Source organism: Kitasatospora sp. NPDC001547 (assembly GCF_042894165.1).
In the GTDB taxonomy this organism is placed as follows: domain Bacteria; phylum Actinomycetota; class Actinomycetes; order Streptomycetales; family Streptomycetaceae; genus Kitasatospora.
In genome coordinates, this window is record NZ_JBIAVL010000007.1 from 35,774 (window position 1) to 60,036 (window position 24,263).

Sequence of the window (24,263 nt, forward strand, 5' to 3'; positions counted from 1 at the left end):
CGAACCCTAGGCCCCACCTGCGACAACGCCTCAGAGCCGTCTCAGGCGGTGCCCTCGGCGCGGACGTCGTACTCCCGACGTGCGGCGAGGACTTCGTCGACGTGCTCCACCGACCACTGGGTGAGTACGCGCAGTGGTCCCCGCAGGGTCTGGCCGAGGGGGGTCAGGTCGTACTCGACGTGGGGCGGCACCTCGGGATACACGGTCCGCCGGACCAGTCCGTCGCGTTCGAGCGTGCGCAGCGTCTGGGTCAGCATCTTCTCGCTCACTCCGGCCAGCCGCTGCCGCAACCGGGTGAACCGGCAGGCTCCGTGCTTGCCGAGTTCTCCCAGCACGAGCACCGCCCACTTGCTGCCGATCTGGTCGAGCAGGTCGCGCGAGGGGCAGCCGCGCGTGTACGGGTCCCAGGACGCCATGGGCTCCGTCACATTCTCGGCGGTCGCCATTCCACTCACCTCGATACTTTCCCGTAGGTGGTCACCTTACCAACAAGTGGCTACTTACCGATGGAGAGTGAGCAGGTCAATCTGGGGTTCGTCACGCCGCGAGGAAAGTTCGCGGCAGGAAGGGGCGATCTCATGTCCATCGTCGTCACCGGAGCCTCAGGCCAGTTGGGCAGGCTCACCGTCGAGGCGCTGCTGCGGCGCGGAGTCCCGGCCGCGGACATCGTCGCGACCGGACGGGACACCGCACGCATCGAAGACCTCGGCCACCGCGGCGTCGTGGTGCGCCGGGCGGACTTCGCGGAGCCGGACAGCCTCGCGGCGGCGTTCCGGGGAGCGGACCGGCTGCTGCTGGTGTCCACCACCACCGTGGATGAGCGGACGGCCAACCACCGCCGGGCCGTCGACGCGGCAGTGGCGGCCGGCGTGTCGCTGGTGGCGTACACGAGCATGACGCAGGCCGACACGGCGACCAGCATCCTGGCCCGCACCCACCGCGCCACCGAGGAGTACCTGCGCGAACGCGAGGTCCCCGGCACACTGCTGCGCAACAGCTGGTACCTGGAGAACTACACCGCCCAACTGCCCCTGTTCCGCCGGCGCGGGACGGTGATCGGAGCCGCGGGCAAGGGCAGGATCAGCGCCGCGTCAAGGGCCGACTACGCGGAGGCCGCCGCCGTCGTGCTGACCACCGAGGGCCACGCGGGCGCGGTGTACGAGCTGGGTGCGGACGAGGCGTTCACCCTGGCCGAGCTGGCGCAGGCGGTCTCGGCGGCCACCGGGGAGCCGATCGCCTACACCGATCTGCCCGCGGACCGGCTCACCGAGGCGCTGACCGGGGTCGGCCTGCCCGCCGAACTGGCGCACGTCCTCGCCGACGCCGACCTCGGGATGAGCCGCGGCGAGCTGTACACGGGATCCGGCGACCTCAGCCGCCTGATCGGCCGGCCGGCCACTGCCCTGTCCGACGCCATCGCCGCCGCGCTGCGCTGACCGTCCGCTCGCCCTCGCGGCCGTCGCGCCCGGACCGTCGCGCCCGGACCGTCGCGCCCGGACCGCCGCGAGGCGCTCACCCCCCTCGTTCCGTGACCGTGTACGACCCTGCCATCACCCGGAAAGTTGCCGACCATGTCCTCCCGCACCGTTCCCCCGCACGCCGCGTCCACCCGCGCCGCGTCCGCCCGTACGACCGTCCGCGTCATGGGGCGGCGCGCGCTCGTCACCCTTACTGCCACCTCCGCGGCCCTGACCGCGTTCACGCTTCCCGCGACCGCCGCCACCCCCGGTGGCCCCGCCCCCGCCCACGCCTCCCAGGGCGGGAACGGCAACCAGGCGATCACCCTCGACGGCAGCCGCGCGTTCCCCGAAAGCGTGGCGGCCGACCGCCACTTCGTCTACGCCGGCAGCATCGGCGACGGCACCGTCTACCGGGGACGCACCGGGGCGACCACGCTCGAACCCTTCCTGCCGGCCGGCCAGGACGGCCGCACCCAGGCCACCGGCATCAAGATCACCGGCAACCGCCTGCTGGTCGCCGGCGCGTTCACCGGGCGCTTCTTCGTCTACAGCACTTCCGGGAGGCTCGTCGCGGCCTACACCGTTCCTGACACCGGCGAACAGACCCTCGTCAACGACGCGGCCGTGGCCCCCGACGGGGACGTCTACATCACCGACTCGCTGCGCGCCGTGGTCTACCGGATTCCGGCCGCCGAGGTGGACGGCCCCGCCACCGGCGCCCACCGGACCCTGCGGGTGGCCTACCACCTGCCGGACTACGTGGCCGGCCAGTCCAACGGCAACGGCATCGCCACCGCCCCCGACGGCACGTCGCTGATCATCGGCTACTGGTACAGCGGCGCCCTCTACCGGCTCGACCTCACCACCGGCGGTGTCCGCAGGATCGACGCACCGCCGCTGCCCAGCGCCGACGGCATCGTCCGGCGGGGAAACACCCTGTACGTCGCGCGTTCGGTGAACAACGAGGTCACCGAACTGCGACTGTCCGCCGGGAGCACCCGGGCAGTCGTCGTCTCCGAACGCACCTTCCCAGGCGCCGACACCACCACCGGCGTCGCCGTGAGCGGGGGCCGGCTGCTGGTGACCAACTCCCAGATGGACACCTACCTCTACGGCGAACCGCTGACCAGCCCGGCCTTCACCATCGAGAGCCTGCCGCTGCGCTGAGGCCCGGTCGGGGACGCCCGCCGCGCGCGGCGCGGGCTGCCGGTGCAGAGCGCGAACAGGACGCCCTGCAGGGCAACGCCGGTCATCTACCGGGCGAGGGCCCGGCGACCGCTCCGGCCAGGGCGGCAGCAGCGGCTCGACCGGGCCCACAGCTCGTCGTCCACGATCCACGGCTTGTCGCTCACTCCATCACGAACCGACGAATCGTCACATCGGTCACGCCCCACCGGCAACGATCACCGTTCTGACGGGCTGGTGGCCGCCGGATGCCGCCGGGCGGCCTGCCCCGGCTATGTCGGCGGCAGGCCGAGAGTGGGGAGGTGGTCGGCCATCAGGAGGGCGACGAGTTCGCGGCGGCTGCCCGTGCCGGTCTTGTGGAGGATCGCGGTGACGTGCTGCTGGACGGTGGGCACGGTCAGGTGGAGGCGGGCGGCGATGTCCTTGGTGCTGGCGCCGCGCACCGCGTGCAGGGCGACCTGCTGTTCGCGCGGGGACAGGCCGTGGGCGAGGAGGGCCAGCGGCAGGCGCTGGACGGGGGAGACCGGGGAGGCGACGACGGCGACGCCGCCGCGGCGGCCGTCCAGCGGGGAGGCGTGCAGGGTCAGCCACTGGCCGTCGGGGGTGCACACCCGCGTCTCGACGGGGGCGCCGCGGCGGGCGGCCTGGCGGGCGGGGGTGAGGAAGGCGGTGGGCACCCCGCCGGTGTGGGCGGTGGGTTCGGCCATCCGCCCGATCAGTTCGCGGGCCGCCGCGTCCGCCGAGCGCAGCCGCCCGTAGCCGTCCAGGACCGCCACGGCCGGGGCGGGCACGGGCGGCCGGGGGCGGGGGCCGCGCAGGGCGGCCAGGTGGCTGTCGCGCAGCGCGGCGCCGATGGGGGCGGCGACGCGTTCGGCCAGGCGCAGGTCGGGCAGGTCGTAGCGGCCGCGGGCGCGTTCGCGCATGAACGCCGCGCAGCCCCAGCGGCCGCCGCCGAGGTCGAAGTTGATCCGCAGTTCGTCGCCGTAGCCGCAGGGGTGGAGCAACTCCCGGTAGCGCAGGCTGCGTTCGGGGCGTCCCTCGGTGGCCCGGTCCACGGTCTGCACCCGGTGGCCGGCGGTGCGGATCGCGGCGAAGGTGGTGGTGTCCTCGCCCTGGAGCTCCAGTTGCACGGCCTGCTCGAACTGTGCGAAGTCGAGGTTGTCGGCGACGGTGGAGGTGGGGAACCCGGTGACCGGGTCGTTGCCGTGCCAGCAGCCGCCGTCGAAGCCGAGCGGCTTCGCCAGCAGGGCGTGCAGCTGGCGGAACAGCTCGGCCGCGGGTAACCGGGAGGCCGACAACTCGCGGATGGATCCCAGGACTTCGCGCTCGATGTCACGTCGTTTGGCCACGGACGGAATACTACGGACGCCGGGGCCCGCCGTCCGGTGAACGGCGAAGCGGGGGCGGGCGCGCCACTGCTCGGCGCACCCGCCCCCGGTCCCCCCGGACCCCCGTCCCGGTCCCCCCGCACCCCCGTCCCCCCTGGTTCCCCCGTTCCCCCCGCACCCCGTCCCGGGCTCCCCTCGTCACCCGGGAAGCGGGGTCAGCTCCACGGGTTGGCCGGCTGGTCGTTGATGGCCGTCCAGAAGCGGGTGCCGGTCGGCAGGGTGCCGTTGGCCCACATGCCCCAGCCCCCGGCGTCGTGGAACTCCGTCATCCGGAAGCCGCTGCCGAAGGAGGAGGCGCACAACTGGTCGGCGACGGCCTGGCCGGTCAGCCGGGTGCCGGCCACCGGCGCGGTGGCCTTCAGCTCACCGCCGCCCCAGGCGTGGGAGCCGGACGTGGGCGGCATCCCGACCGGGGCGGGCCGGCCGTCCTGCTTGATGCACAGCACCGGCAGCTGGAAGCCCGCCGGGGTGTCGCCGTTGTACGGGTCGCTCTGCCCGTCGTAGCCGACGTGCACCAGGTTGTCGGCACGCTGCTCCAGGTTCGCCCAGGTCATGCCCTTGTGGGCGCCGATCGGGCCGAACATGGCCGCGTAGGAGACCGTGTCGATGTCCCACTGCTGGTAGGGGCTGTCGAAGCAGTCGACCATGTAGGGCGTCCAGCCGCCGAAGTTCTTCCTCCGGTTGTCCAGGCACTGGCCGCCGCCCTCGTTCCTCAGCCGCACCCCCACCAGGCCCCACTTCGCCGTCTCACCGGTGGCGTTGAACGGGGTGACCTGCCAGCGCTGGAGCGGCTCGTCGACGTAGCACTGGTTGGCGGTGGGGCCGTTGGTCAGGCACGAGTTCGGGTCGACGCCGGTGCGCACGGTGAAGTAGCCGGGCCGGCCCGGGACGGCCCGGAACTCGAACTTGCCCGGGTTGTCGGACGGCGCGCAGGGGTGCATGTCGGGCTTGCCGTACGTGGTGCCGTCGGGACAGCGGTCGGACCCCTGGTTGTACAGGACCGTCACCAGGGTGTCGGCCGAGGCGGTGCCGGGCACCAGCGCCAGACCGCTCAGGGCGAGCACGACCGCGAGGGTGAGACTTCGGACCAGCGAACGCACGGGATCTCCAGATCGGGGGAGACGACGGTTTGCGGTCGGCCGACCGCCGTCAGCCTGTCAGCACCCCGTCGACCGCCGGTATCCGTGATTCCTAGGACCCCACCGGCACCCCCCGCGCGGCCGAACCCGGCCACCCGACCGGCTACGGCCGCACGCGCTCGCGCCACCAGGCGACCGTCGCCCGCAGCTGCTCCTCCAGCGGCGTGGCCCGCACCGCGAACGCGGCCTCGTACGCCGAGCAGTCCACCGTGAACGGCCGGTCGAACTGGTAGCGCACCTCCCGCAGTTCGCGCAGCAACGGGGAGAACAGCCCCGCCACGGCCAGCGCGGCCCCGGGCAGACGGCGCACCGCGACCGGCCCGCCGCCGGCCTCGGCGGCCAGCCGCTCGACCATGCCGCGCACCGGCATCGGCGCGACGGTGGGCACGTGCCAGGCCCGGCCCCAGGCCCGCTCCTCGCCGGCGATCTCGACCATCGCCCGGGCCACGTCCGGCAGGTAGGTCCAGCTGTGCGCGGCGTCCGGGTCGCCGAGCACCGCGACCTGCCGGCCCTTCAGCAGAGCCGGCATCACCCGCGCGGCCAGATGGCCGCCGTCGGTGACGCCGGGGCCGAAGAAGTCCGAGGCCCGCACCTCCACCGCCCGGATCCGCCCGGCCTCGTGCAGCGCCCGCGCCTGCTCCCAGGCCGCCGCCCGCACCCGCCCCTTGGGGCCCCTCGCGGCGAGCGGCAGGTCCTCGGTCAGCGCAGCGGCCACCGGCCCGTAGCCGTACAGGTTGCCCAGCAGGACCAGCACCGCGCCGCTCTCCTCGGCCGCCGCGCACAGCGAGGCGCTCAGCGCCGGCCACAGCCGCGCCCACCGCGGCAGCGGCGGCGCGGCGCAGCCGTGGATGGCGGCGGCACCGCGGGCGGCCCGCGCCAGCCCTACGGGGTCGCTCGCGTCCAGGGCGAGGTGCTCGACGCCGGGGACGGCCGGCCCGGCGGGGCGGCCGGTGCGGGTGACGACCCGGACCTCGTGGCCCTGTTCGGCCAGCAGGCGGGCGGTGGCGGCCCCGGCGGGCCCGTGTCCGACGACCAGGTGGAAGCTCATCCGCCCCACCCTAGCGGCGCCCCCGGACGGGCGGGACACGGGGCGCAGCACGGGGAAAACCGCTGGTGGGCGGCAGTGAACCCGCCGGCGGGCGGGGTGGGCCGGCGCCGCCGGACAACCGGTACGGCAATCGTAGAAGTGGATCTATGCTGGCGGACGTTCATGATCCCTTCACATGAAGCAGGTTTGCTCCCGATGAAGCTGCCCCGGGTGTCCGCCGTCGTCGCGGCCGCCGTCCTGGCCCCCGCCGTCCTCTTCCCCGCCACGGCCTCGGCCTCCGACACCCCGAAGCCGACCGGCGTCTCCGGCCCCGACACCGGCTCCGACTCCGTCAAGGACGCCGCACCCGAGGACGGCGACGGCCAGGAGAAGCGCGACCGCGCCGAGGTCCAGCGCATCCTCGCCGACCCGGCCAGCGGCCCCGGCGTGCGCGAGGCGGCCGAGAAGGCCCTCAAGGGCGGCGCCGCCGAGCTGCGCCACTTCCTGAAGGTCGAACTCGACGAGCAGCGGGCGATCGACAACCGGGTCAGGGCCTCCCAGATCCACCACCTGGGCGGCCCGGCCGTGAAGGCGGCCGCCAAGGCCGCCCTCCGGGGCACCGACGCCGACATCACCGCGTTCCTGACGACCGGCCAGTACACCGCCCGCGCCCAGGACGACCGCGCCGAGATCGAGCGCATCCTCGCCGACCCGCTGACCGGCCCCAAGGTCCGCGCGGCGGCCGAGCAGGCCCTCAAGGGCGGCGCCGCCGAGCTGCGCCACTTCCTGGAGGTCGAGCTCGCGGAGAAGCAGCGACCCGACAACCTGCTGCGCCTGACCCGGATCGCGGACGGGGCCGAGGGCGCGGGACCGGCACTGCGCCTGGCCGCCGCCAAGGCCCTGGACGGCACCTACCAGGACGTCCTCGACTTCCTGACGACCGGCCAGTACACCGCCCGCGCCGAGGACGACCGGGCCGAGGTCGAGCGCATCCTCGCCGACCCGGCCAGCGGCCCCGGCGTGCGCGAGGCGGCCAGCAAGGCCCTCAAGGGCGGCGCCGCCGAGCTGCGCCACTTCCTGGAGGTCGAGCTGCCCAAGCAGCGCGCCGACGACAACCGGGTCAAGCTCGCCCAGCTCATGGACGCCGGCGGCAGGGCCGTGCGCGAGGCGGCCGGCAAGGCCCTGGACGCCGGCACGAACGCGGCCGTCGAGGAGTTCCTCAAGACCGGCTTCTTCAAGGCCCAGTACGAGGACGACCGGGTCGAGGTGCTGCGCGTCATCGCCGACAAGTCGACCGGCCCGCACACCGCGGCCGCCGCCCAGAAGGCCCTGGACGGCTCCGCCGCCGACGTGCGGCGCTTCCTGACGGTCGACCTGCCGAACCTGCGCTTCAGCGACAACCGGCTCAAGGTCTCCCAGATCGCCGAGACCGGCGGCCCGGCCGTGAAGAAGGGCGCCCTGGCCGCCTTCGAGGGCAGCTACGCGGACATCCTGGCCTTCCTCAAGGACGGCTGGGCCAAGGCCAAGGCCGAGGACGAGGCCGCGGCGGCCAAGCCCGGCACGGGCACGGGCACCGGCACGGGCACCGGCGGCTCCGGGCAGCAGCCGCAGACCGTCCAGCCCGCCGGCCTCACCGGGACCACCAGCGGCACCGGCACCACCGGCACCACCGCCACCGGTACGGGCACCACCACCGGCACCCGTACGGCCACCACCGGCACCCGTACCGGCACCACGGGCACCACCACCGGCTCCGGCACGCTCGCCGCCACCGGCACCGACGGGCTCGGCTGGGAGGCCGGCGGCGCCGCCGCGGCCCTCGCCGCGGGCGCGGCGCTGGTCGTGGCCGCCCGCCGCCGCTCCGCCGAGAGCTGACACCCCCTCGCGTCCCCGGCCGCCGCCCACCCCGGCGGCCGGGGACGCGCCGCGTCCCGGACCGTCCAGGTTCGGCCCGGTCAGCTCAGTCGCCGTCCCCGCCGCCGTCCCCGCTGTTGCCGCTCCCCTGGCGGGGCCGGCTGCGCTGATAGCCGCGCACCGCCTTCCCGGCGCCGACGGTCAGGGCCGCGACCGCGCGGGTCCAGCGCGGTCCGCCCCGGTCGGCCCACACCACGCAGACGCATCCCGCGACGACCAGGACCAGCACCCCCACCACAACCGCACCGACCACCACGGCCACCCGCCCTTCTCCCGACGTCCTGATACGTGTGACGTGCGGATCCTTCCACCCGGTTCGGCCGCGGGTGCGGGGGCTGTGCCAGGATGCGGTAGCCGAACGGCCCTGGTCACCGCACCGGCCGCCCGCAGCCCCACCCGTCAGCCGTACCCCGAGGAGTCACCCGTGGCCACTGCCAAGTTCGCCACCCTGCACACCACGGCGGGCCCGATCCGCCTGGAGCTGTTCCCGTTCCACGCGCCGAAGACGGTCCGCAACTTCGCCGAACTCGCCGAGGGCACCCGGGAGTACACCGACCCGCGCACCGGCGAGCCGGGCACGGGCCCGTACTACGACGGCACGCTCTTCCACCGGGTGATCGCGGGCTTCATGATCCAGGGCGGCGACCCGACCGGCACCGGCGCCGGCGGCCCGGGCTACTCCTTCGCGGACGAGTTCCACCCGGAGCTGTTCTTCACCAAGCCCTACCTGCTCGCGATGGCCAACGCCGGCCCGGGCACCAACGGTTCGCAGTTCTTCATCACGGTCGGCACCCCCGCCCACCTCAACCGCAAGCACACCATCTTCGGCCAGGTCGCCGACGCCGCCTCCAAGGCCGTCGTCGACGCGATCGCCACCACCCCGACCGAGAACGAGCGCCCCGTCCAGGACGTGGTGATCACCTCCGTCGAGATCGAACACTCCTGACCCGGTGACCGCTGCCCGGAACTCCTTCCCGCCCCGCCCGGTCCGCGGCGTACGGGCCAGCTGCATCCACCAGACCAGCTGCCCGGGCGACCTCGCGATCGTCACCGTGGACTTCGAGCCCTGGCAGGAAGGCCTGCACGTCGAGTCCGCCCCGGGCGCCACCGTCAAGGGCGGACCGGAGCCCGGGGACCTGGAGCGCTTCCACGCCGCCCTGGCCGAGGGCGTGCGCGCGGAACTGGCCGATCGGCTGCCCGGCGTTCCCGTGGCGCTGGCCCTGGTGGTGCACCACACCGTCGTGCACCTGACGGACTCGCGCGAGCACTCCTTCCACACCGCCGGCCGCCTGGCGGTGCGCGAGGCGCTGACCCGGCTGAACGGGAGCGGGCACCAGGAGAGTTGACGTAGCGTCAGGGAACTCTCGCCCGGTGCCCCGCCTCGGCGGCCGCGGGTCGGCAATTCCGGTGCACGCCGGTGCCGGGCGGCGGCCGCTCACCGCGCACGGCCCCGCCCGACCGGGGCCGGGCAGGGCCGTGGGGCGGGGCGGGTCGGCCCGCCGCGGGGTCGGTGGGCGCCCGAGGGGATCAGTACCCCGGGGGCACCAGGCTCCAGTGCTGGACGTAGGTCCCGTGGTAGCTCTCGACGGTGACCGCGCTGCCGACCTGTGCGCTCCCGGTGAGGTAGAGCTCGGGGTGGGCCGCGAGCGAGACCGTCATCAGGCCCCTATCCCAGTACTGCCTGTTCCACTGCTGGTTCACGTTCTTCTCGTCGCAGGTCTGGAGCGTGACGGGGCCCTTGGCGCCGTTGCTCGGCGCGGTCAGGCACGTGCCCGTCGCCTTGTTCTTCAAGAGCTGCTTCCCGGCGGTGCCGCTCAGGCTCCAGAACTGGCGGTCGTCGTTCTGCTCGCGCTCGGCCATGACGACCTTGCCGCCGCTGTCGACGTCCATGCCCTTCGTGGAGCTGTTCGGCGGCTGGACCTCGTACCGGAGCCAGGTGGGCTCGGTCTGCTGGGGTGGCGGTGCCGCCTGCGGGGCGGCCGCCGCGGCCAGACCGGGTGTGCCGCCCAGCAGCGCGGCGGCGATGGCCGCGACCGCGAGGCGCTTGGCAGGAGACGTGCTGGTCACTCTCATGTGCTGTCCCTTGTGGGGTGTCCGAGAGGTGTGCGGGCTCCCCGGCGGATCGCGTCGGGAGCCCGGCGGGCCACGGGTCCGCGCCGGGGGGGAGGATGCCCGAGGGGTCGGATCGCTCGCCGCCCGGCTGACGGGCTCCCGGGGGGCCCGGTGGGCACGGCAGATGCCTCGCACCCACCCGACCAGGCTAGCCAGATGTCCGGCCGCCCGCAGCTTCGAGGAAACGTGCAGGTCACGGCAGTGCCGGGGGCGCCGAAGGGCTGCCAGGGGGGCACTGCTGCGCCACGGGCCGGACGAACCACTGCCGGTCGTCCGGCCGCCCGCAGCTCCTCCGGCGCCCCGGGGCCGATCCGCCTGGGCGGGGGCCGTTCCTCCCGGGGGCGGGGAACGCGGCGGCCGCCGCCCGCTGGAGTGCGGGCGGCGGCCGTGAAGAAGTGAGACGGCGCTACGTCAGGAGCAGCTGCTGAACGTGGCGCTGGTGTTGGCGATGTAGAGGGTGGCGCCGGCGAGGGGGTCGGAGCTGAGCGGGACGGTGACGGTGTCCTCGGCGGTCCACGGGATGCCGTGGGCGTCGAAGGTCCAGGTGCCGGTGACCTTGCGGGCGACCTTGGCGAGCGTCACCCAGCCGTACTGCTGGGTCGGGACGGTGACGGTCACGCTGTTGTTGACGCTCCTCGACCCGTGCCACTCGTTGGTGAGGTGCAGTGCGGAGCTGATCGTCGCGGTCAGGACGTTCTCGGGCAGGCCGGAGGAGATGGAGGACGTCATGTCGACGCCGATGCTGTTGGACCAGCCGCTCTCGTCGGTGACCGCGAAGGACTGCTGCACGGCGCTGCTGGTGTTGTTGAACCAGACGGAGGAGACGCAGGTGCGCGGCAGCGGCGCGGCCGGGGCCTCGCTCACCGTGGTCCAGGAGCAGCTGGAGGCGTCCTTCTGGCACTGCTTGGCGCCGTGGTCGACGGCCAGGTTGCGGGCGGCCTGCTCGAAGCCGGTGGACCACCGCTGGTTGACGGTGCCGTTGCAGGTGTACTGGTCGGTCCAGGCGTCGTCGTAGTTGCCGCCGAGCAGCAGGTCCAGGCAGGTGTTGTCGCCCTTGTGGCGGATCATGAACGAGTCGCCGCCGCCGGGCGCCGGCTGGAAGTACCAGCGCTGGCTGGCCTGCCCGGCGCAGGACTGCTGGCGCAGCGCCGGGGTGAAGAAGGCCAGGTCGATGCACTTGCCGGTGTCGTTGTTGACGATGGCGAAGGTGGAGTCGGCCGGGTCGACGCTCAGCCGCCAGGACTGGTGGTAGCCGGGCGCGGAGTTGGTGACGATGTAGGCGCCGTCGCCCATGTTGCCGTTCTGGACGTCGAGTTGGCGTCCGTTGCTGAGCGACTTGATGGTCAGGCACTGCTGCGGCGAGGCGCAGGCGGCGAGCGGGGCGGGCGCGGCCGCCGCAGCGGCGGCCGGGGTGGCCGACGCGGCGTGGGCGGGCGCGGTGGCCAGGCCCAGTGCGGCGCAACAGGTCACCAGGAAGGCCGCGAACAGGCGCAGCCAGGACGCCGTACGGCCGGGGGTCGTGATGGCGGGCAAGGGTGAAGTCCTTTCGTCGGGAACGGTGTTGCGGGAGAGGAGCGGTGCGCGCGGGCTCAGGGCGCGGCGGCGAAGGCCGCCTCCAGGCGCGGGACGTAGTCCACGAGGTCCTGCGCCCAGCAGCCCGCGGTGTGGCCGCCGTGGCAGTCGGCGCCCCAGCCGGTGCCGTCGCCGTAGTCGACGAAGCGGTACGGCAGGCCGAGCGCGTCCAGGCGCTGCTTGAGGCGCTTGGCGGTGCCCTCGGCCCAGAACTCCATGTCGGCGGGGCTGTTGTTGCCGTTGCCGGTGTAGACGGCGATGCCGGTGTCGGCGAGGCGGGCCGCGCGCGCGACCGGGTCGGCGGCGTTCCAGCGCCAGTCGGCGTTGAACACCGGGTACGGGGTGCCGAAGATCGCGTCGCTGGAGACGGTGGGGCCGAAGTCCATCGCGCAGGGGCGGCCGTCGCTGGGGCCGCAGAGCACGGCGCCGACGTTGGTCAGGGTGGCGACCACCGCGCCGCGGATGATCATCTCGTCGGCGGACAGGTCGTTGGCGCCGGACATGGTCAGGACCTGGCCGAACAGGTCGGGGCGGTCCTGGGCGTAGTGCAGGGCGCCGAAGCCGCCCATCGACAGCCCGCCGACGGCCCGGTGGGCGCGGTCGGTGCGGGTGCGCAGGTTGGCGTCGACGAACGGCAGGACCTGCTGGAGGTGGAAGGTCTCCCAGTTCTGCGCGCCGGCGGCGGTGTTCTGGTCGAGCCAGTCGGTGTACCAGCCGCGCAGGCCGCCGTCCGGGATGACGGTGATCATCGACTGGGCGGCGGTCAGCGCGGGGTAGGCCAGGGCCGGGTCGCTCGGGTTGTCCGAGGCGCCGTGCAGGAAGTACAGCACCGGGTAGCGCCGGTCCGGCTGGGCCGCGTAGTCGGCGGGCAGCAGGATGCGGATGGTGTGCGGCCCGGCGACCTGCGCCGTGGTGACGGTGACGACGAAGTTGGTGGCGCTGCCGGTGGCGGCGCCGACCTGGGTCAGCCCGAAGCCGTCCGCCAGCGGCGGCGGCCCGTCGGCCCCGGCCCGTACGGCGGGCACGGCCGCGGGAGCGGCGGCCCCGGGACCGGCGGCCGCGGGCGTGGCGGTCCCGGGAGCGGCGGAGGCCACGGGCGGTGCGGCGAGCGGGAGCAGGCAGGCGGCCAGGGCGGCGAGAGCCGCGCGGGCGCGCCGGAGCCGGGCAGGGGTCATGGGCGTCCTCGGCCTTCAGTGATCTGACTGATCGCCGACAACTCTCGCCAGCCGCCCCGCCCCGACGCCAGAGCCCCCGGCGGCGCACCTGGGCCACTGGCGCATGTGCGCCGCCCGCGCGGGTAGGCTCTCCCGGCCCCCACCGGGGCGGGGGAAAGCGATGACTGGGGGGCCGTCGTGCACGACGTGCTGGAACCGGAATCCGAACGCGGCCGCGTCTACCACAGCCTGGTCGGCCGGCCACGCGCCCGCGTACCCGAACTCGCCCGGGAGAGCGGCCTGGACGAGGACGCCGTCCTCGCCGTCCTGCGCGACCTCGCCGACGAGGGCGTCGCCGTGGCCTTCGACACCACCGACAGCGCCGACGACCGCGACCACGCCTGGGAGGCACTGCCGCCCGCCCGGGTCGTCGAGGCGGTGCTGCAGCACGACGCGCTGCGCCAGGCCACCGCCCGCCGGGCCGGCGCCGAACTGGAACGCCTCTACCGCTTCGCCCGCCGCGACACCGGCAGCTACGGGGCGCTGGAGGTGGTCGAGGACCCGGCCGAGGTGCTGGCCGCCAGCCGGCGCCTGCAGCTCGCCGCCCGCCACCAGCTGCGGGTCATCGACGTGCCGCCCTACTCCGGCAGCCCGGCCCACTACCTCGACCAGGAGGTGCTGCAGCGCCGCCGGATGGCCGCGGGCGTCGTCTACCGGGTGATCTACCAGGGCTGCGCGTTCCAGCACCCGGTGGTGGGGCCCAACATGGCCCGGATGATCGAGGCGGGGGAGCAGGCGCGGACGTTGGACGAGCCGCCGCTCAAACTCGCCATCGGGGACGACGAGCTGGGCATCGTCACCGTGCCCGCCGACGACCGCCCCGGCGTCGTCTCGCTGCTGATCCGGCCCTCGGGCCTGCTGAACGCCCTGAGCGCGGTCTTCGAGACGCTGTGGCGCCTGGCGGTGCCCGCGTCCATGGCCGAGGTCGACCTGCGCATCGACGAACGCGACCGGCGGATCCTCACGTTGATGGCCGGCGGCGCCACCGACGACGCCATCGCCCGCCGGCTGGGCCTGGGCCGGCGCACCGTGGTGCGCCGGGTGTCGACGCTGCTGGCGCACCTGGGCGCCACCACCCGCTTCCAGGCGGGTGTGCAGGCGGCGCGGCGGGGGTGGCTGTGACGGCGGGGGTGGCTGTGACGGCGGGGGGTGCGCTCGAAGCGCCGGTCGTGTGAGCGCCCGGGGCCCGGTTCGCCGGGGCCCCGGGCGCTCACGCGGCGCCTCGGTTCACGTCAGCACGGGTACACGCTGCCGCCGTCCGGGAGCAGGGTGTCCTTCACCCAGCCGTCCATCGAGGTGCCGCTCTTGCGCAGGTGGGTCCACGTCCCGTCGTTCTGCGTGGTGGTGTAGCAGTGGTAGAAGACCTGGTCACCGGGGTTGAGCGAGCCCACGATGCCGCACGTCGTGTGCGGGCCCGAGCGGACGTTCACGCCGCTGCGGGTGATGGTCTTCGGGTTGCTGCCGTCGGGGTCCTGGTTCGACCACGCGTGCGTGCAGCTGAGCAGGCCGCTCTGCCCGGTGGTCCCGGCGGTGGCCACCGTCGGAGCCAGCCCGAGCGCCGTGCCGGCGACCACGGCGGCGGCCAGCAGGGCCGCGCTCTTCCTGATCGACATGTGCTTGCCTCTCTCTCTCGCTCTCGCTCTCGCTCTCGCAACCGTGACCGTGACCGTCGCGGGTGCGCGGGACGGCCGCCGGTTCGCGGTGGGGACGTGCCGCGGGGCCGACGGGTCCGACGTGGACCCTCGGGGCCCGGCGGCCGCCTTCAGGCTGCACGGTGGCGCGGGCGCCGCCCAACGTGATTCGGTCTGGCCCGAACAAGGGCGAAGCGGACGGTTGCCGCTGACGGGTCCTCCACCGGTCTCCGTCTGCCGGTCTTCGGTCGGTGCCCGTTCGGTCAGGCACGTCCGGAGGGCGCGTCGAGCACCGCCAGGCCGGTGGGGGTGGCGACGTGGGCGGTCGTGCGGCGGTCCCGGTGGGTGTCGATCAGGCCCGCGTTGCGCAGCGTCGTGGCGTGCTCGCTGGCGCTGGCCGTGGCGATGCCGACGAGCGCGGCGAGCTGCCGGGTCGAGCAGCCCGGGTGGCGGGCGATGGTGCTGAGCACCGCGGCCCGGGTGTGGCCCAGTACGGACCCGACGGCGTCGGGAGTCGGGCCGGCCCGGTGGGTGCCGGGCGGGAGGGCCGTGAACAGCGGTGTGGCCGCGGCCTCCTGGAGCCGGGCCACCGGGTAGGAGAGGACGGGTTGCGGCGCCGCGTCGAGGTCGACGACCGGGGCCTCGACGGCGAACACCGACGGCTGCAGCAGCATGCCCTGTCCGGCCAGGTGCACGTCGGCGTCCAGACCGGAGGCCATCGCGACCTCCAGCACGGGCGCCCGCCAGCGGATGCGCCGCGGGTTGACGTGTGCGAGGACGGCCTCGATGCCGCCGCCGAGCAGTTGGCGCGACCGCACCGCGGCGTCGGCCGCCGTCATGGCCTGGACCTCCCGCCAGTGCGGGAGGAGGGCGTGGCCGGCCAGGTGCTCCAGGCTGTCGCACAACTTCCGTAGCAGCAGTGGGTCGTCGGGCAGCCGGTGGGCCCAGGAGGGCAGCGGGTGGGCCTGGGCCGTGTGCTCCAGGCTGGCCCGTAGGCGGGTGCGGGGGGTGGAACGGACCTGTTCGATCAGCTCGACGGGGGTGGCGGCGTTCGCGCCGCTCAGGAACCCGGTGATCGGCCCGCGCGGGGGCATGAGCGCGAGGACCATGCGCGAGGCGGGGTGCAGGGAGGTGAGGGTGCGGTGGCGCCAGGCCCCGAGCCGCACCGGCTGGGTGCGTTCCTGGAGTTGCCGGGCCGCGGTGGTCAGTTCGAGGCAGGGCGCGGGTCTGTCGGCGATGCGGGTCCGCGCGAGGTCCTCCACGGTGAAGTGAATGCGTAACGGCACGTCGTCGCCCTCCCACGAAGCCCGACCGGCTGCTGCCGGTGCTGCTGCCGGTCCTCCCGCTCTCGACGGCCATCCTCGTCCAGAGCGGGGTCGTGGGCCAGCGGGACCGGCGGGGAAGGCGGTCCCGGCGCCGGAACTGCCCGTTCAGCAGGCCGGGTTCGCCCAGCTGATGCGGATCTCGCGGTCGCCGACGGGGAGGGTGAGGACGGGGTGGTCGGCGAGGGCGCGGATGACGTCCCGCTGGGCGCAGGGGCCGGTGAGGCGGCGCTCCAGGACGTGGTGCTCGAAGCGGGACATCGGCAGGTGGCGGACCGAGGCCCAGATCCGTTCGAGGGCGTCGGCGTTGAGGGTGTGGACGGCGGGCGGGCGCAGTCCCGGGAGTTCGACGAGGACGTCGTGGTCGGCCCTCACGCGGTCAGCTCCGACCAGACGATCTTGCCGGTGTGCTCGCGGGGGGAGCAACCGGTGCGGGCGGAGAGGGACTTGACGAGGTACAGGCCGCGCCCGGCCTCCCCGTCGAGGGTCAGCGCACGCAGGACGGGCTCGCGGTCCCGCCGGGCGTCGTGCACCTCGATCCGCAGGCGGGCGAGGGAGGGGGAGAGGGAGAGGTCGAGGGCGAGGTGGATGAGGTGCCCCGGCGGCGTGCCGTGCACGAGGGCGTTGGTGACGAGCTCCGAGACGATCAGGAGCCCGGAGTCGAGGAACCGCGCTCCGGCGGGGGTGGAGGAGAGGAGCTCGCAGAGGTGGAGGCGCCCCTCGCCGGGCGCGCGGCGGCTGCGCGGCAGCCAGGTGGTGGAGGAGTGGCAGGACATGGCGAAGGCACCTTCCAGGGACGGGGTTTGAAGCCATGTGGAAGCCGGGCGGAGGCATGGGGATGCCCGGCGGTAGACGGTCGTGGTTACTCAGGCAATCCGAAGGACTACTGGCTGTAGCATGCTCCGCGATGGCTCGATTGCGCAAGCGCACTCCCGCGCAATTGCGTTGCATCGCAAGATGCTTGTGATCATCGGGGGAGGTGGCAGACTGTGACTCGATGTCAACCAAGAGGGAGCGACGAGCGTGGACAGTCCAACCGTGCTGCGCCGTAGGCTCGGCTCCGAGCTGCGACGATTGCGCGAACGGACCGGGCGTCAGGCCAAGTCCGTCGCGGATGAGCTCGGGTTCAGTGCAACCAAGGTGTCGCGGATCGAGTCAGGCCAGACAACCCTGAAGGAATCAGACGTCCGTGCGATGCTCGAACTGTACGGCGTCAGTGACGACGCCGAGTTGAGGCAGTTCATCTCGCTGACCCGCCGCAGCACGCAGCGCGGATGGTGGCACGACTACGCGGACACGTTGCCGGACTGGTTCCAGACGTACGTGGGACTTGAGGCCGACGCCGCGCGGATCCGCTCCTACGAAACGGAGTTGATTCCGGGGCTGTTTCAGATCCCCGCCTACTCCCGCGCAGTATTCCGCGCGTCCTTGGAAGGGCAAGGCGGCGACATAGAGGGCACTGTCGATCGACGGTCGCAACTCAGAATGCAACGGCAGGAAGTCCTCCATCGGACGGACCCACCCGTCATCCAGGCGGTGCTCAACGAAGCGGCGCTGAGCCGGCCCATCGGCGGCCCTGATGTGATGCGTGAACAAGTCCTGCATCTACTGAAGCTTGTTGAGCAGCCGAATCTCTCCGTTAGGGTGCTGCCGCTCAGCGCTGGCGCGCACGCCGCGATGAGCATGCCGTTCCACATCCTCTCGTTCTCGGACGTGCCTGGCCAGCTTGTCTATGTCGAGGCGCTGACCAGCAGCCTCTATCTGGAGAGGGAAGCTGATATTGCGCGGCACGAGTTCGTTTTCGACCGGCTGACCGAGATGGCGATGAGCCCGCAGGAGTCCGCTACCTGGATGATTCGGCTACTGAAGGAGAACTATCGCAATGACTGCTGACCTGGAATGGCGCAAGAGTAGCTACAGCGGCGGCGAAGGTGGCAACTGCATCGAGGTCGCCAGTGGGCTTCCGGGCTCCATTCCCGTTCGGGACAGCAAGGACCCTGATGGCCCGGCCCTCGCCTTTTCGCCCGAGGCGTGGCGGTCCTTCGTCGCCGGTGTCCAGGCGGGCGACTTCGCGGCCGGCTCCTGACCTGCCTTCACCGGGCGGGCCCGCGGACGCCGCGGGGCCGCCCGGTTCGGGCGAGCCGTCTCAGAGGTGGCTCAGGATCCAGTCCCGCAGATAACCGGCCCCCACCTCGCTGTAGTTCGCGGCCGTCGAGCAGTTCTGGCCCTTCATGACGCCGACCTGGAACAGCTGGCCGCCGATGCTCACCATCAGCGGGCCTCCGCTGTCGCCCGGGCAGGGGCCGCCGGTGGTCGGGATCGACTTCAGCCCCGCGGCGTCGTTCTCGGCCGGCTTGATGGACACGCCCTTGAACTGCAGCCGATCGGGACGCTGTCCGGACCCGTTCTGCCCCCAGCCCGCGATGAGGCCGTCGTCGTACTGCGTGAACGGACCGCCCTGCTGGCCGTCCCACCGGAAGCTCTGGCCGGGATCGGCCAGGCTGATCGGCGCGACGCCAGTCACCGGGGAGCTGAGCTTCAGCAGGGCGATGTCGTTGTGCCCGCCGCTGTACCCCGGGTAGGAGTAGAGCGCGACGGCCTTCCTGACCTGCCCGCCCGTGTCGTTCATATTGGTGCCGACCCGCACGCTCATGTCACCGGGATTGGTGACACCACCCACGCAGTGTGCCGCTGTGAGCACCCAGTCGGCTCGGATGAGGGTCCCGGTGCAGTAGGTCCCCCCGACGTAGGAGACCTTGGCGACGAAGTTGAAGGAACTGTCGGTGACCGCGTTGCCACCGGTTATCGCCTGGGCCGGGGACGGTGCGAGGCCCGCCATCCCGGCGCTGACCAGGCCGCCCGCGACCAGCAGCCGCAACGAATTCCCGAGAGTTCCTTGACGTTTGAAAGACATCGGCTCGTCCTTGTCTCCCGACGATCAGGATGCCCCTCGAACAGTCTGGCGCGCCGTGCCCCGCTCCGCTCGGCGAAGTCCCCGGCCCGGCCCGGCCCAGGGCCTCGGGGCCCTGATCTCGCCGGACACCCTTTCCTCCCGCCGCATCTCGACTACGCTCGCCAGGGCCAGGACCAAGATCGACCGAGGGGGCCACGCCATGCCGTACGAGACCGGTGCGACGGTGAGACTGACCAGGGACGTGCAGGTCACCGCGCAGGCCGCGGGCCTGCCCGGGCCGCTGTTCCTGGCCGAGGGCCTGTTGGGCATCGTCACGGGCTCGGCGCAGCAGGAAGCCGGCGGCGGCGGTGCGGCCCAGGCCGCGCTGGCGAGTTTCGACCAGCAGATGCGCGGCGCCCGGTTCGACGGCTTCACGTCCCACGTGATGAACGACATCCGGCAGAAGTTCATCCAGGCGGGAGCGACCGACACCGGCTCCGGCCCCGGCGCCCGGACCAGGTACCGGGTGCGCTTCGAGAACGGGTTCGTCCTCGACGGCCTCGAAGAGGGCTCGCTGGCCAGGGCCTGAACCCCCTCCGGTGCCGCGCCGCCGAATGCCCGCTCAGCCCGGGTAGGTGATCGAGCCCAGCGGCGGGCAGGGGACGAGCGCGGTGCTGACGCCCGGGCGTTCGACGAACGCCCGGGCCTCGGCGGCCCGTTGGCGCCGGGTGTCCAGGCCGTCGGCGTACCAGGCGTCGTTCCTGGCCCGGTGGTGGTCCCAGGTGTCGTCGATGAGGCTGAGGCTGGTGTTGCCGGCACTGCGCTGGAACTCCGCCTTCACGGCGGCCTGTTGGAGCGCGGTCTGCAGCGCCGCCAGGTCGATGCGGGTGATCCAGACGCCGAGGGTGTTCGGCTCGCGGGTCGGCATCGGGGCCTTGGGGAGCAGGGACACCCCGGTGTCGAGGCGGCCGAGGTTGTCGACGGTCGCGTCCTGGGACTCCTGCACCGCGATCCGCATCTCCCGGTGCAGCCAGAAGAGTTCGTCGAGGTCGGCCATGGTGATGCGCATCCGCTGGTACGCGGCCTGGAAGCGGGGGTCGTGGTGCAGCGCCCGCATGGGGGGGACGTGCAGGCCCACGCAGTCGTTGAAGCCGGCCGTCACCGCCGCGTCGAGGTGCAGGACGGCCTGGTCCGCCTGCCCGTGGGCGAAGGCCAGGTCGCCGAGGCTCGCGTGGCCCGCCGCGACGAGCCACGTGCCGTCGGGGCCGAGCGCCGTGGCCCGCGCGACGACGTCGGTCAGGCCCGAGGCGCTCCTCGCGGTCGGACCCTCGGTCACGATCGCCACCAGCAGTTCGTGGACACGGGCTGCCAGTGAGTTGACGGTGTCGGCCATGGATCTCCTCGGACCTGGGTGGTGGAGAGCGCGAAAGGGGCTGCCGAGCCTGTGGCGACCCTGGTGGAGATGACGGGCGGGCAGGGTGAGCGGTTCCGCTCGTGCCCGTGCGGGCCGGGGACCTGGCCCACCACACCCTGCCGTGTTCGAATCGATGTGTCGACACTGCGTCATCACCGCAGGCAGTGGCCCATTGCGGTTCGATCACGGTGTGTCCGGTTCGTCGAACATTGGATGAGAGTGCGGGGATTTCCTGTGTTGGCAGGGGCACCGGCGGCCTCTCATAATTCCTGCCGACACGTGTGACGGAAGCCCGGGGAACCCGCTTGGGGGAGTGGTTCCCGCGAGGGGCCCGCGCGTGAGATTCCGCATTCTTCCTGGGGGGATTCCCTTGCCCGAGCCCGAGAACGAGGGCGCCACCGCCGTACCTCCGGCACCGGCCGCACCGGCCGCCGCGCCGCGGCAGGCCCCGCGCCGGCTGCCGCGCGCCGTCGGCGTCGCGCTGGCCACCGCCGGCCTGCTCGCCGTCACCGCGGCCAGCGCCGCGGTGACCGTCGCCGTCGGCAAGCCCGCCGCCCGCCCGGCCACCGCCGCCCCCGCCCCGTCGAAGGCGGCCGCGAGCGCGAGCGCCACCGCGAGCGCGACGCCGTCGGCCGCGCCCGTCCCGGTGCCCACCGCCGCCCCGGCCGAACCCGCGCCCGCCAGCACCGTCAAGGGCACCGTCAGCGGCGGCAGGCACGAGGGCGACCTGCGCTACTTCCTGCTCCCCATCCCGGCCGGCGGCGAGTCCTACGGCCCCGTGGACGGCGTGACCATGACCGACGACGACGTCGCCGCGGTCTTCGGCAAGCAGGACGGCATCATGGACATCCTCAAGTCCTACGGCTACAAGGGCGGCGCGACCCGGATGTACCGGACCGCCGACGGCAAGGCCGAAGTCACCGTCACCCTGCTGAAGTTCGGCTCCACCGCGATGGCGGGCGACTTCGTCAGGAACTACCGGATCAAGTCGATGGACCCGTTCGACATCGACGGCGACCAGGGCGGCCGCGGCTACCTGAAGACCCCCAAGCAGCAGGCGTACACCGGCTCGATGACCGGCATCTCCAGCCAGGGCGACGTCCAGTACACGATCGACGTCGACGTGAAGGGGACACCCGACAAGGCGCTGCTGAACGAGCTGATGAAGCGCCAGCGCGAGTGGCTCACCACCGGCGGCTGAGCCCGACCCCGGCCCCGACCGCCCGCCCGACGCCACCTCCTTCCCTTCCTCTTCTGGAGCCACTTCCGTGACCACCGAATCCGCGGAGCCGGTGCCCGCCGCGCCCGCGGCCGCTGTCCCGCCGCCGCCCGCCGTGCCCGTCGCGCCTGCCGTGCCCGTCGCGCCTGCCGTCCCCGCCGAGCCGTTCGCGGCCGAGGGCGCGGCCGAGCCCGCCCCCGCCCCGCGCGCCCCGCGCCGCCCCCGCCCCGTGCTGCTGACCGTCTGCGCCCTGGTGCTGGGCACCCTGGCCGGCGGCGGCGTCGGCTACGCCGTGCAGGCCCAGCGCCCGCCCACGCCGCTGCCGCCGCTGCAGGTCGTCCGCCCGTCGTACCCGGCCGAGACGGTCGACCCGGCCGCCCTCGCCGCCGAGCAGCCCGGGCCGCTCGCCATCGACGGCGACCTGACCAAGCTGCTGGTCAGCGCCCCCGAAGGCAGCACCCCCTGGGCGGACTACCCGGACAAGCCGAGCTGGATCTCGATCGGCGAGGTCGCCGAGCGCAGCGGCAGGTCGGCCGCCATGTTCAAGGACCTCGCCGCGAACGGCTTCCGCCGCGCGGCCGAGGTGGACTGGAAGAAGGACGACGTCCGGTACCGCGTCCAACTGGTCCAGTACACCGCGGACCACGCCGACAACGCGAAGTCCCCCGCCTGGCCGCAGACGTTCGCCGAGAACGCCAACGGCGGCTACAAGGTGGACCCCGAGCCCCACCACTGGGCCGAGAGCACCGAGCAGTACTACTACGGCGAGGCCATCGCCAAGCGCGGCTCGCTGCAGATGACGATCGAGGTCTTCGGCACCCAGCCGGTGAACCCCGACACCCTCAAGGACCTCGCCAAGCGGCAGTGGGAGCGGCTCGTATGAACGACGACACGATGACCGCGACCCCGGCCGCGCCCGAGGCCCCCGCCGCGCCCGAGCCGACGCCCGCGCCCGAGGCCCCCGCCCCGCCGAGCCCCCCGCCGAGCCCCGCCTCCCGCCGCCTGCTGCGCGCGGGCGCCGCGACCGCCGCGGCCGCGCTGGTCGGCGTGGCCATCGGCGTCGGCATCATCAAGACCCAGTACGACGACGACCCCGCGCCGGCCGTCGCCGCCGCCCCGGCCGCCGCTCCCGTCCCCACCGCGACCGCCACGCCGTACGGCGCCAAGTCCAACGGCAGCCACTTCGGCTCGCTGCGCGACCTGCTGCTGCCCGTCCCGGCCGGCTACCAGCCCGGCCCGGACGACGGCGGCTACGGCAACGACACGGAGTTGAACCGCGAGCAGCTGTCCGCCGAACTGGACGCCGACCTCCAGCAGCTCCCCAAGGAGAAGCGCGACACGATGCGCTCCTACTGGGAGGGCATGCACGTCAAGGCCACCGGCGTGCGCACCTACCGCGCCGACGGGGACGACTTGGTGATCGGCCTGAAGCTGCGCCAGTTCAACCAGCAGGAAGTGCAGCGGATCAACGAGTACACCGCGGTCTTCACCGGCGACACCGGCCTGTTCCGGGTCGGCCCGGCCGTCCCCGGCCACCCCGAGGCGCACTGCTACCTGATGCCGGCCCCGCCGTCCGCGCCGATCGACTACCTGGAGTGCTCGGCCGCCGAGGGCGACCTCCTGGTGATCATGAGCGCCGAGGGCGTGGCACCGCTGCCCAAGGACAGGATCGTCGCCCTCTTCACCCTCCAGCTCGACCGCCTCGCCCGCCCGGGAGCCTCCGTATGACCGACCAGTCCGCCCCGCCGACCGCTCCCGAGGCCGTCGCCGTTCCCGAGGCGGTCGCCGTTCCCGAGGCCGCAGCCGCTTCGGAGACCGTCGCCGCTCCCGAGGCCGTTCCCGTTCCCGTCCCTGAGGACCCCGCCGTCCTCGCGGAGCAGGAGGCCCGCCGGGACCGTCGCCGCAAGGCCGCGGTGCGCTGGAGCTGCGCCGCCCTGGTGTTCGTCCTCGCCGGCACCGGCACCGCCCTGGCGGTCACCGCGCCCGAGCGCACCGACCTGCCCGGCCTGGCCACCGCGGGCGACGGCCGCTACACCTTCGCCCCGCTGACCCTGCCGCCGCTGCCCGCTGGCAAGGCCGCCCCGGACGACAAGGGCAAGACCCCGCACCACGCGGACCTGCGCCACCTGCTGCTGCCCGCCCCCAAGGAGGCCGGCGGCTCGCTGACCCCGCCCGTCTTCCCGGCCCCCACCCTCGGCCCCACCCCGTCCGGATCGCCCACCGCCTCCCCGGCCTCCCCGGCCTCCCCGGCCTCCCCGGCCTCCCCGGCCGCCCCGGCCCCGACGGCCTCGGCCCCGGCCGCCACGCCCGCCGCCGCCTCCGGGCTCGGCCAGTGGGTGCCCTGCGACGCGATCGCCGAGGAACAGCAGGACGCGGCCCGGGTGCACGCCCTGCTCCTGGAGGAAGCCTGCCGCGCGGCCACCGTCCGGGAGTGGACCGCCTCCGACGGCACCCGCACCCAGATCCGGCTGCTGCGCTTCGGCTCCTTCCGGGAGTCCTGGGAGGCCTTCGGCGCCCTGCGCGCCAAGGCCCGCCCCAAGGCCGCACCCGACACCAGGACGACCCCCCACGACAGCTGGGACACCGTCGACGGCACCAGCCTCACCACCATGGAATCCACCACGGCCGGCCCCGGCGGCGCCCCCACCGCCCGCTTCGGCTACCTCTCCGCCTCCGACATCCTCGCCGTCGTCACCATGACCAACCCCGCCGGCGTCCCCGTCACCCCCTTCCGCCAGGTCGTCACCCTCCAGGCGGACCTGCTGGTCTGACC

27 protein-coding genes are annotated in these 24,263 nt (G+C 73.6%); 13 read left to right on the top strand and 14 right to left on the bottom strand.

The window, feature by feature from the left end:
• Window positions 1-41: 41 nt before the first annotated feature.
• Window positions 42-446 (bottom strand): winged helix-turn-helix transcriptional regulator, encoded by a 405-nt coding sequence (locus ACFY0X_RS15380; protein WP_387754190.1) that lies wholly within the window; start codon window positions 444-446, stop codon window positions 42-44.
• Window positions 447-578: 132 nt separating this feature from the next.
• Between ACFY0X_RS15380 and ACFY0X_RS15385 the strand changes: the two genes are divergently transcribed.
• Window positions 579-1,436 carry an SDR family oxidoreductase gene (locus tag ACFY0X_RS15385; RefSeq protein WP_387754193.1) on the top strand — a complete coding sequence of 286 codons (858 nt, stop codon included), beginning with the start codon at window positions 579-581 and terminating at the stop codon, window positions 1,434-1,436.
• 135 nt (window positions 1,437-1,571) lie between these two features.
• Window positions 1,572-2,627 (top strand): SMP-30/gluconolactonase/LRE family protein, encoded by a 1,056-nt coding sequence (locus ACFY0X_RS15390; protein WP_387754196.1) that lies wholly within the window; start codon window positions 1,572-1,574, stop codon window positions 2,625-2,627.
• Window positions 2,628-2,917: 290 nt separating this feature from the next.
• On the opposite strand, the gene ACFY0X_RS15395 is transcribed toward ACFY0X_RS15390, so the two are convergent.
• The 3 genes from ACFY0X_RS15395 to ACFY0X_RS15405 all read right to left on the bottom strand — a co-directional run bounded on the left by ACFY0X_RS15395 (window position 2,918) and on the right by ACFY0X_RS15405 (window position 6,220).
• Window positions 2,918-3,994, bottom strand: a complete 1,077-nt coding sequence (locus ACFY0X_RS15395; RefSeq protein WP_387754199.1) for a response regulator transcription factor — start codon at window positions 3,992-3,994, stop codon at window positions 2,918-2,920.
• Window positions 3,995-4,188: 194 nt separating this feature from the next.
• Complete coding sequence (locus ACFY0X_RS15400; RefSeq protein ID WP_387754201.1) at window positions 4,189-5,133, bottom strand: hypothetical protein; 945 nt, start codon at window positions 5,131-5,133, stop codon at window positions 4,189-4,191.
• A gap of 142 nt (window positions 5,134-5,275) precedes the next feature.
• Window positions 5,276-6,220 (bottom strand): NAD-dependent epimerase/dehydratase family protein, encoded by a 945-nt coding sequence (locus ACFY0X_RS15405; protein WP_387754204.1) that lies wholly within the window; start codon window positions 6,218-6,220, stop codon window positions 5,276-5,278.
• A 195-nt stretch (window positions 6,221-6,415) separates the two neighbouring features.
• Between ACFY0X_RS15405 and ACFY0X_RS15410 the strand changes: the two genes are divergently transcribed.
• Entirely contained in the window at window positions 6,416-8,074 is a 1,659-nt protein-coding gene (locus tag ACFY0X_RS15410) for an ALF repeat-containing protein (protein ID WP_387754206.1), read from the top strand.
• An 85-nt stretch (window positions 8,075-8,159) separates the two neighbouring features.
• On the opposite strand, the gene ACFY0X_RS15415 is transcribed toward ACFY0X_RS15410, so the two are convergent.
• Window positions 8,160-8,375, bottom strand: a complete 216-nt coding sequence (locus ACFY0X_RS15415; RefSeq protein ID WP_387754209.1) for a hypothetical protein — start codon at window positions 8,373-8,375, stop codon at window positions 8,160-8,162.
• A 162-nt stretch (window positions 8,376-8,537) separates the two neighbouring features.
• Between ACFY0X_RS15415 and ACFY0X_RS15420 the strand changes: the two genes are divergently transcribed.
• Both ACFY0X_RS15420 and ACFY0X_RS15425 read left to right on the top strand, forming a co-directional pair.
• The gene (locus tag ACFY0X_RS15420; protein ID WP_387754212.1) at window positions 8,538-9,059 is read left to right on the top strand and encodes a peptidylprolyl isomerase; all 522 of its coding nucleotides are present in this window, start codon (window positions 8,538-8,540) and stop codon (window positions 9,057-9,059) included.
• 4 nt (window positions 9,060-9,063) lie between these two features.
• Complete coding sequence (locus ACFY0X_RS15425) at window positions 9,064-9,459, top strand: hypothetical protein (protein WP_387754214.1); 396 nt, start codon at window positions 9,064-9,066, stop codon at window positions 9,457-9,459.
• Window positions 9,460-9,640: 181 nt separating this feature from the next.
• On the opposite strand, the gene ACFY0X_RS15430 is transcribed toward ACFY0X_RS15425, so the two are convergent.
• The 3 genes from ACFY0X_RS15430 to ACFY0X_RS15440 form a co-directional block, all read right to left on the bottom strand.
• Window positions 9,641-10,186 carry a ricin-type beta-trefoil lectin domain protein gene (locus ACFY0X_RS15430; protein ID WP_387754216.1) on the bottom strand — a complete coding sequence of 182 codons (546 nt, stop codon included), beginning with the start codon at window positions 10,184-10,186 and terminating at the stop codon, window positions 9,641-9,643.
• Between the two features lie 450 nt (window positions 10,187-10,636).
• Window positions 10,637-11,758: an RICIN domain-containing protein gene (locus tag ACFY0X_RS15435; protein WP_387754219.1), complete on the bottom strand. Its 1,122-nt coding sequence runs from the start codon at window positions 11,756-11,758 to the stop codon at window positions 10,637-10,639.
• 56 nt (window positions 11,759-11,814) lie between these two features.
• Entirely contained in the window at window positions 11,815-12,972 is a 1,158-nt protein-coding gene (locus tag ACFY0X_RS15440; RefSeq protein WP_387754222.1) for an alpha/beta hydrolase, read from the bottom strand.
• 177 nt (window positions 12,973-13,149) lie between these two features.
• Here ACFY0X_RS15440 and ACFY0X_RS15445 point away from each other — a divergent pair, with 177 nt between their 5' ends.
• Complete coding sequence (locus ACFY0X_RS15445) at window positions 13,150-14,133, top strand: hypothetical protein (protein ID WP_387754225.1); 984 nt, start codon at window positions 13,150-13,152, stop codon at window positions 14,131-14,133.
• A gap of 110 nt (window positions 14,134-14,243) precedes the next feature.
• On the opposite strand, the gene ACFY0X_RS15450 is transcribed toward ACFY0X_RS15445, so the two are convergent.
• From ACFY0X_RS15450 to ACFY0X_RS15465, 4 genes are all read right to left on the bottom strand, one after another.
• A complete protein-coding gene (locus ACFY0X_RS15450) occupies window positions 14,244-14,624 on the bottom strand; it encodes an SH3 domain-containing protein (RefSeq protein ID WP_387754228.1) in 381 nt (126 codons plus the stop codon).
• Window positions 14,625-14,905: 281 nt separating this feature from the next.
• A complete protein-coding gene (locus ACFY0X_RS15455; protein WP_387754231.1) occupies window positions 14,906-15,928 on the bottom strand; it encodes a DUF5937 family protein in 1,023 nt (340 codons plus the stop codon).
• Between the two features lie 144 nt (window positions 15,929-16,072).
• Window positions 16,073-16,339: a hypothetical protein gene (locus ACFY0X_RS15460; protein WP_387754233.1), complete on the bottom strand. Its 267-nt coding sequence runs from the start codon at window positions 16,337-16,339 to the stop codon at window positions 16,073-16,075.
• Window positions 16,336-16,740, bottom strand: a complete 405-nt coding sequence (locus ACFY0X_RS15465) for an ATP-binding protein (protein ID WP_387754236.1) — start codon at window positions 16,738-16,740, stop codon at window positions 16,336-16,338. The genes ACFY0X_RS15460 and ACFY0X_RS15465 overlap by 4 nt, the downstream gene beginning before the upstream one ends.
• A 247-nt stretch (window positions 16,741-16,987) precedes the next feature.
• Between ACFY0X_RS15465 and ACFY0X_RS15470 the strand changes: the two genes are divergently transcribed.
• Both ACFY0X_RS15470 and ACFY0X_RS15475 read left to right on the top strand, forming a co-directional pair.
• Window positions 16,988-17,857, top strand: coding sequence for a helix-turn-helix domain-containing protein (locus tag ACFY0X_RS15470; RefSeq protein ID WP_387754238.1), 870 nt, complete (start codon window positions 16,988-16,990; stop codon window positions 17,855-17,857).
• Entirely contained in the window at window positions 17,847-18,050 is a 204-nt protein-coding gene (locus ACFY0X_RS15475) for a DUF397 domain-containing protein (RefSeq protein ID WP_387754241.1), read from the top strand. The genes ACFY0X_RS15470 and ACFY0X_RS15475 overlap by 11 nt, the downstream gene beginning before the upstream one ends.
• A gap of 60 nt (window positions 18,051-18,110) precedes the next feature.
• Here the strand turns inward: ACFY0X_RS15475 and ACFY0X_RS15480 are convergent, their stop codons facing one another.
• A complete protein-coding gene (locus ACFY0X_RS15480) occupies window positions 18,111-18,842 on the bottom strand; it encodes a S1 family peptidase (RefSeq protein WP_387754244.1) in 732 nt (243 codons plus the stop codon).
• 235 nt (window positions 18,843-19,077) lie between these two features.
• Here ACFY0X_RS15480 and ACFY0X_RS15485 point away from each other — a divergent pair, with 235 nt between their 5' ends.
• A complete protein-coding gene (locus tag ACFY0X_RS15485) occupies window positions 19,078-19,446 on the top strand; it encodes a hypothetical protein (RefSeq protein ID WP_387754247.1) in 369 nt (122 codons plus the stop codon).
• 33 nt (window positions 19,447-19,479) lie between these two features.
• On the opposite strand, the gene ACFY0X_RS15490 is transcribed toward ACFY0X_RS15485, so the two are convergent.
• A complete protein-coding gene (locus tag ACFY0X_RS15490) occupies window positions 19,480-20,250 on the bottom strand; it encodes a hypothetical protein (protein ID WP_387754250.1) in 771 nt (256 codons plus the stop codon).
• Window positions 20,251-20,641: 391 nt separating this feature from the next.
• Between ACFY0X_RS15490 and ACFY0X_RS15495 the strand changes: the two genes are divergently transcribed.
• From ACFY0X_RS15495 to ACFY0X_RS15510, 4 genes are all read left to right on the top strand, one after another.
• A complete protein-coding gene (locus tag ACFY0X_RS15495; protein ID WP_387754253.1) occupies window positions 20,642-21,472 on the top strand; it encodes a hypothetical protein in 831 nt (276 codons plus the stop codon).
• A gap of 67 nt (window positions 21,473-21,539) precedes the next feature.
• A complete protein-coding gene (locus tag ACFY0X_RS15500) occupies window positions 21,540-22,373 on the top strand; it encodes a hypothetical protein (RefSeq protein WP_387754256.1) in 834 nt (277 codons plus the stop codon).
• Window positions 22,370-23,218, top strand: coding sequence for a hypothetical protein (locus tag ACFY0X_RS15505; protein WP_387754258.1), 849 nt, complete (start codon window positions 22,370-22,372; stop codon window positions 23,216-23,218). The genes ACFY0X_RS15500 and ACFY0X_RS15505 overlap by 4 nt, the downstream gene beginning before the upstream one ends.
• Window positions 23,215-24,261: a hypothetical protein gene (locus tag ACFY0X_RS15510; protein ID WP_387754261.1), complete on the top strand. Its 1,047-nt coding sequence runs from the start codon at window positions 23,215-23,217 to the stop codon at window positions 24,259-24,261. The genes ACFY0X_RS15505 and ACFY0X_RS15510 overlap by 4 nt, the downstream gene beginning before the upstream one ends.
• The last annotated feature ends 2 nt before the right edge of the window (window positions 24,262-24,263 follow it).

Excerpts from the sequence above, each read along its gene's own strand:
- ACFY0X_RS15440 (WP_387754222.1), bottom strand. The coding sequence starts at position 12,972 with ATGACCCCTGCCCGGCTCCGGCGCGCCCGCGCGGCTCTCGCCGCCCTG.
- ACFY0X_RS15380 (WP_387754190.1), bottom strand. The coding sequence starts at position 446 with ATGGCGACCGCCGAGAATGTGACGGAGCCCATGGCGTCCTGGGACCCG.
- ACFY0X_RS15465 (WP_387754236.1), bottom strand. The coding sequence starts at position 16,740 with ATGTCCTGCCACTCCTCCACCACCTGGCTGCCGCGCAGCCGCCGCGCG.
- ACFY0X_RS15490 (WP_387754250.1), bottom strand. The coding sequence starts at position 20,250 with ATGGCCGACACCGTCAACTCACTGGCAGCCCGTGTCCACGAACTGCTG.
- ACFY0X_RS15510 (WP_387754261.1), top strand. The coding sequence starts at position 23,215 with ATGACCGACCAGTCCGCCCCGCCGACCGCTCCCGAGGCCGTCGCCGTT.
- ACFY0X_RS15410 (WP_387754206.1), top strand. The coding sequence starts at position 6,416 with ATGAAGCTGCCCCGGGTGTCCGCCGTCGTCGCGGCCGCCGTCCTGGCC.
- ACFY0X_RS15505 (WP_387754258.1), top strand. The coding sequence starts at position 22,370 with ATGAACGACGACACGATGACCGCGACCCCGGCCGCGCCCGAGGCCCCC.
- ACFY0X_RS15430 (WP_387754216.1), bottom strand. The coding sequence starts at position 10,186 with ATGAGAGTGACCAGCACGTCTCCTGCCAAGCGCCTCGCGGTCGCGGCC.
- ACFY0X_RS15385 (WP_387754193.1), top strand. The coding sequence starts at position 579 with ATGTCCATCGTCGTCACCGGAGCCTCAGGCCAGTTGGGCAGGCTCACC.
- ACFY0X_RS15405 (WP_387754204.1), bottom strand. The coding sequence starts at position 6,220 with ATGAGCTTCCACCTGGTCGTCGGACACGGGCCCGCCGGGGCCGCCACC.
- ACFY0X_RS15475 (WP_387754241.1), top strand. The coding sequence starts at position 17,847 with ATGACTGCTGACCTGGAATGGCGCAAGAGTAGCTACAGCGGCGGCGAA.
- ACFY0X_RS15390 (WP_387754196.1), top strand. The coding sequence starts at position 1,572 with ATGTCCTCCCGCACCGTTCCCCCGCACGCCGCGTCCACCCGCGCCGCG.
- ACFY0X_RS15485 (WP_387754247.1), top strand. The coding sequence starts at position 19,078 with ATGCCGTACGAGACCGGTGCGACGGTGAGACTGACCAGGGACGTGCAG.
- ACFY0X_RS15450 (WP_387754228.1), bottom strand. The coding sequence starts at position 14,624 with ATGTCGATCAGGAAGAGCGCGGCCCTGCTGGCCGCCGCCGTGGTCGCC.